The organism is Actinomadura bangladeshensis (assembly GCF_004348335.1).
Taxonomy (GTDB): Bacteria; Actinomycetota; Actinomycetes; order Streptosporangiales; family Streptosporangiaceae; genus Spirillospora; species Spirillospora bangladeshensis.
In genome coordinates this window covers 1-4,713 of sequence record NZ_SMJW01000400.1, presented here as the reverse complement: position 1 = coordinate 4,713, position 4,713 = coordinate 1, and the positions used below count along the sequence as shown (strand labels likewise).

The 4,713-nt window shown below is 71.6% G+C and carries 3 protein-coding genes; all 3 read right to left on the bottom strand.

What is annotated here, in order from left to right; translation table 11 throughout:
- Positions 1 to 67 precede the first annotated feature (67 nt).
- Positions 68 to 649 carry a PadR family transcriptional regulator gene (locus tag E1284_RS38575; RefSeq protein ID WP_131945086.1) on the bottom strand — a complete coding sequence of 194 codons (582 nt, stop codon included), beginning with the start codon at positions 647 to 649 and terminating at the stop codon, positions 68 to 70.
- Positions 650 to 790: 141 nt separating this feature from the next.
- Positions 791 to 2,584 carry a fatty acyl-AMP ligase gene (locus E1284_RS38570; RefSeq protein WP_131945085.1) on the bottom strand — a complete coding sequence of 598 codons (1,794 nt, stop codon included), beginning with the start codon at positions 2,582 to 2,584 and terminating at the stop codon, positions 791 to 793.
- Between the two features lie 6 nt (positions 2,585 to 2,590).
- Positions 2,591 to 4,594, bottom strand: coding sequence for an acyl-CoA dehydrogenase family protein (locus E1284_RS38565; RefSeq protein WP_207924205.1), 2,004 nt, complete (start codon positions 4,592 to 4,594; stop codon positions 2,591 to 2,593).
- Positions 4,595 to 4,713 lie beyond the last annotated feature (119 nt).

The window sequence follows — 4,713 nt, the reverse complement described above, 5'->3', positions numbered from 1 at the left end:
GGGTGGGCGTGAGGGGTCGGCGCGGATGGCGCCGCGTTCGAGGGGGCCGCGGGCGGCATGATGGCCGTCATGACGCCTCGTCCTCCTCGGCCTGGGTGCCCGTCCGGCTGCGCAGCAGCCGGGCGGTGCTGGTGAACCACTCGTAGTTCTCCTGCTCGAAGCGGCGGCCCCGAAGGCAGGTGAGGTAGGGGCCGAGCGGGGACCCGGTCCGCAGGAACGTCTCCTCGTCCAGGTCGCCGCGCAGGTGCTTGAGGGTGTGCTCGAAGACCTCGACCTTGGCCGCGGCCGCGACCGCGCGGTCCTCGAGCTGCGCGATGACGGACTCGGCGCGGATGTGGTCCACGGCCTGGACCATCACGAGCAGGTTCTCCCGGATGATCCCGGGTTTGGCGGGGGTGACGGCGAACCGCTCGAGCTCGTCGACACCGGCCCGGGTGACCGTGTACACCCGCTTGTTGGGACGGTCGTGCTGGATGATCTGCCGTCCGCGGATCAGGCCCTCCGTCTCCAACCTCGACAGCTCCGAGTAGAGCTGCTGCGGTACGGCATGCCAGAAGTTGGAGACCGACAAATCGAAGATCTTGGCCAGCTGGTAGCCGCTGTACTCGCCATCGAGCAGCGCCGCCAGCACCGCGTGACGTAGCGCCATCGGCCTTCTCTCCCCGCCTTGACTCAGGGTTGCGACCGACGTTAGCAGACAAAGACATGATTAGTCATGCTTTTGACTAGGATTGGTCAGCACTAATTTTTTGATCTTCGAAATGGCACGTCACGGGCCTGCGCGCGGGATTCATGCCGGTGCCCGCCGGAGGTCCGCGACGTCCGATTCGAGATCATCGGCGAGCGCGGTGATCTCCCCGGCGAGGAAGGCCTCCCGGGTCAGCCGGCGCTGCATCTTCCCGCTCGTGGTGCGCCGCACGGTGCCGCGCGCGGCGAGCACGACGCTCACCGCGGGCAGCTCGAACGCCCGCGCCACCCGGGCCTTGATGAGGGCCGCCAGCTCGTCCAGGGGCGTTCCGGCGGCCGCCCGGGTGCTGATCTCCTGGACGAGGACGACGTGCTCCCTGCCGCCGTCCAGGCCGCCGCCGACATCGGCGTCGATGGCGCCGTCGATCGCGAACGCGGCGCCGGCCAGCGCGGCCGGATGGGCCGCGCGCGCCGCCTCCTCGATGTCGTGGGCGTGGATGTTCCGGCCGTTGACGATGATCAGATCCTTGATCCTTCCGGTGACGAAGAGTTCGCCGGCGAGGACGAATCCGAGATCACCGGTGCGCAGATAGGGACCCTCATCGGCAATGGTGCGCGCACCGAAAGTCTTTCGGCTTTCTTCCGGACTGCCCCAATAGCCCCGCGCGACGCTTCCGCCGCGGACCCATATCTCGCCGACCCGCCCTTCCGGGCGTTCGGCGCGCGTCTCCGGGTCGACGATCCGCACGTCCAGGGTGACGGGGCGCCCGCTGCTGACGAGCCGCCGCGCCCCCTCCGGGCCCGCGCCCTCCCGGCCCGGGAGGGGGACGGCCTCGTCCTTGGTGAGGGCCTCGGTGTCGAAGTCGCGGACGACCGGGCCGGTGCCGCGCGGGGCGCCGGTGATGAGCAGCGTCGTCTCCGCCATCCCGTAGCAGGGCATCCACATCCCGGGCCGGAACCCGACCGGGCCGAACCGCTCGGTCAGCGCCTCCAGCGTCGACGCCCGGACGGGTTCGGCGCCGTTCTTGGCGACCGTCAGCGACGACAGGTCCAGGCCGTCCAGCTGCTTGTCGGTGACGCGGCGCAGGGCCAGCTCGTACCCGAAGTTGGGCGCGACGGTGATCGTGCCCTTGTAGCGGGTGATCAGCTCGAGCCAGAGCACCGGACGCTTGATGAACGCGATCGGCGAGGTGAACACGTACCGGCAGCCGAGGTAGAGCGGTTCGAGGAACTGACCGACCAGGCCCATGTCGTGGTAGTGCGGCACCCAGCCCACGCCGACGGTGTCGGGCGAGCCCTCGATGCGGCGCTTGATCTCCTCGCCGTTGCACAGCAGGTTGCCGTGGCAGACCATCACGCCCTTCGGGTCGCTGGTCGAGCCCGACGTGTACTGGAGGAACGCGATGGTGGCCGGCTCGAACTCCGGCGGCGTCCAGTCTCCCGGATCGGCGTCCTTGCCCGCCTGGGTGTCGAGGCAGTGGACGCGGTTGCGCAGGCCCGCCGCCCGCAGCCACGCGTCGAGGGTGGCCCGGTGGGCGGTGTCGGTGAGGATCAGCGCGATGTCGGCGTCCTCGATGATGCGGCGGGTGCGTCCGAACCGTCCCGCGTCGAGGTCGGGCAGCGGCGCCGGGACGGCGATGACCCGCGCGTACAGGCAGCCGAGGAACGCCGTGATGAACTCCAGGCCCTCCGGATACAGCAGCAGGACGGCCCTGTCGCGCAGCCCGCGCGCCTCCAGGCGGCAGGCGAGCGCGCGCGCCCTGCGGTCCAGTTCGGCGAAGCCGAGCACGTTCTCCTTGTACTTGCGTCCCGGCTCTTCGCTGATGAAGGTGAACGAGCGGTCGTCACCGTACGTCTGGATGTTGTCCCGGACGAGGGACACGAAATCCGTGTACACGGCCTATCACTCGTCCTCGGCCAGGGAGAGCAGCGAGAACCAGCGCCGTTCTTCGAAGCTGCGGAACATCGCGTCCTCCAGCGACGGGAGGAACTCCTCCGACAGGGCAGCGTCGGGCTGCGCGCGCTGCAGCAGGCGCTGCAGGCACAGCGCGAGCCACTGGCCGTCCGCGAACGGGCCGCCGAACGCGTGGCGGTTGTGCAGCCACGTCAGCATGCAGGAGACCATCGCGTGCAGTTCGCAGTACCGCTTGGCGCGGGCGAGCGCGGCCACCGACGAGGTGTCGCCCTCGGCCGCCCTGATGCCCTCGTCCACCTTGGCGCGCAGGCCGCCGATGCTCGACACGAGGTCCTTCAGCTCGGCCGCGACACCGGGCGCGGCGTGCGCGTTCGCCGCCTCCAGCACCGCCTCGGCGATCTGCTCGAACCGCTGCCCGACCTCGTCGCGGCCCTCGTTGGTGAGCTGGAGGCGCCGGCCGTCGGGTTCCCACGCCGGCGGGGTCCGCGTCCAGCAGAACAGCTCGGCGAGCAGTTCGTCCTCGCCGCCGGTCTCCTCCGGCGGGTCGATCAGGTACGGGAGCTGCCCGGCGACGTTCGCCAGGTTCACGTGCGTGGTGCCCTCGAAGATGCTCGCGATGGCGTGATCGCGCTGGAGCTTCTGGAACACCCCGTGCGCCACGCCCTCGCGCAGGTAGCCGCGCGCGGCGAGGACCGTCCCGATGCTCGCCACGACCTCCTCCCCCAGCACGGGGACGAAGTACTTCGCGATCGACGACCACAGGCTGAGCCGCCCCGGCGCGACCGTGAGGCAGCGCGTCACCGGGATCGCGACGCACTCGGCGATCAGCAGGTCCAGATGGGCCTTGAGCAGGTGGTCGCGGATGACGGGGATCTTGTAGATGTCCGAGCCGTAGAGGGTGCGCTGCCGCGAGTACTCCATCCCGATGCGCACGACCGCGTCGATCGTCCCGACCGACAGCGCCGCGATCGCGGTCCGGGTGATCTGCAGCGTCTTCAGCGTCTGGACGAGCCCGGACCCGCGCCGCCCGATCACCCGGTCGGCGGGCACCCGCGCGCCCGAGAACGCCACGCCCGACAGGTCGTGGCCGCGCAGCCCCACCGTCCGGACGGGCGGCAGCGTCGACCAGGCGGCCGGGTCCAGCTCCCGCTTGTCGACCAGGATCAGGGAGAAGTCGCGCGGGCCGGTCTTGGCGTAGGTGGTCACGAACCGGCCGCGGGTGGCGTTGCCGACCGGCCACTTCACGCCCGTCAGGACCAGCTCGTCGCCCCGCAGGTCGGCCTCCGACTCCGACGCCATCACGTCGCTGCCGTGGTCGGCCTCCGAGACGCCGAAGCAGGCCAGGTCGCCGCGCAGCACCCCGTCGGCGACCGTCCGGCGCTGCCACGCGCTGCCCCACAGCCACACCGGGTTCACCGCGAGCAGCCCGGACCCGTACATCACCGCCACCGTGACGCTGCGGCGCGAGATGCCGCGCGTGACGAAGAACAACTCCTCCAGCGTCGACAGCCGCCCGCCGAGCGGGCACGGCACCAGGTACTTCGGGAAGCCCCACGCCCGGACGGCGTCCACCGCGCCCGGCGGGAGCTCGTCGCGCTCCTCGGCCTCCACGATCGCCTTGTAGGAGAACGGCCCGGCCTCGTCGTCCATCGGATCGCCGAGGTAGCCGTCCAGGTCGGCGGCGATCCGGTGCGCCGGGGAGAGCCCCGGGAGCAGCCGGCTCGGACGCGCCGGGCCCGCCGGCCCGGGATCCGGCACGGCTTCATCCGCCTCGTCCGGGTTCGCCCTACCGGGCACCGCTTCATCCGGCACCGCGGTATCGGGCACCGCCTGATCCGGCGCCGCGGTATCGGGCGCCGCCCGGTCCGGGACGGCGGCGGCCGGGACGGGCGGGCCGGCGAGCGCGGGATCCGCGGGTCCGGGGTCCGCGAGCGCGGAGTCCGCGACCACCGGGGCCGCGACTGCGGGGTGTGCGGGGACCTTACTGTCCATCTTTCGTTCCACTCCCTTTTCCTCGGTCGGCTCCCCGCGGCCCGCCGTCCGGCCGCGCCCCGGGGAGCGCGGCCTATGACCGCGTCGTGCCGGACGGGCCCCCCGTTCCCTCCGCTCCC